Raw genomic sequence first — 548 nt, 5'->3', positions numbered from 1 at the left:
CTCAGCGATCGACCTCGACATTGCCGGCCTGCTCGTCTCGGTCGCGCAGCGCGCGCTGCTGGTCCACAGCCACGTCATCGCCGACACGACCGGCCTGCAGGCCGCGCTCGACAGCAAGCAGGACGGCTCGGAAAAGGGCAACGCGAACGGCTATGCCAGCCTCGACGCGACCGGGAAGGTGCCGGCTGCGCAACTACCTTCGACGCTCTTCGGCTCGCTCAATTATCAGGGCGACTGGAACGCCAACACCAACACCCCGACCATCCCGGCGGCCGCAGCCGGGAACAAGGGCTGGTACTACATGGTGTCCGTGGCCGGCGCGACGAGCGTCGGCGGGATCACCGACTGGAAGGTCGGCGATTGGGTCGTCTCGGACGGCACCAAATGGGTGAAAATCGACAACACCGACGCCGTGGCGTCGGTGGCCGGCCTTTCCGGCGCGATCAGCGCTGCCAGCCTGAAAACGGCCTTGGCGATTGCCGTCGCCGACATCACGGACGCCTCGGCGAACGGCCGCTCGCTGATCTCAGCCGCCGACTATGCTGCGA

At 67.2% G+C, this 548-nt stretch carries 1 pseudogene; it reads left to right on the top strand.

The features are described 5' to 3' along the window. Positions 1-548: pseudogene (locus EOA60_RS38050) on the top strand (hypothetical protein); the annotation flags it as partial.

It is taken from the genome of Mesorhizobium sp. M1A.F.Ca.IN.020.06.1.1, from assembly GCF_004023265.1.
Classification (GTDB): domain Bacteria; phylum Pseudomonadota; class Alphaproteobacteria; order Rhizobiales; family Rhizobiaceae; genus Mesorhizobium.
Note: the sequence above shows the minus strand (reverse complement) of the source record. Positions and strands in the feature narration are given on the sequence as shown.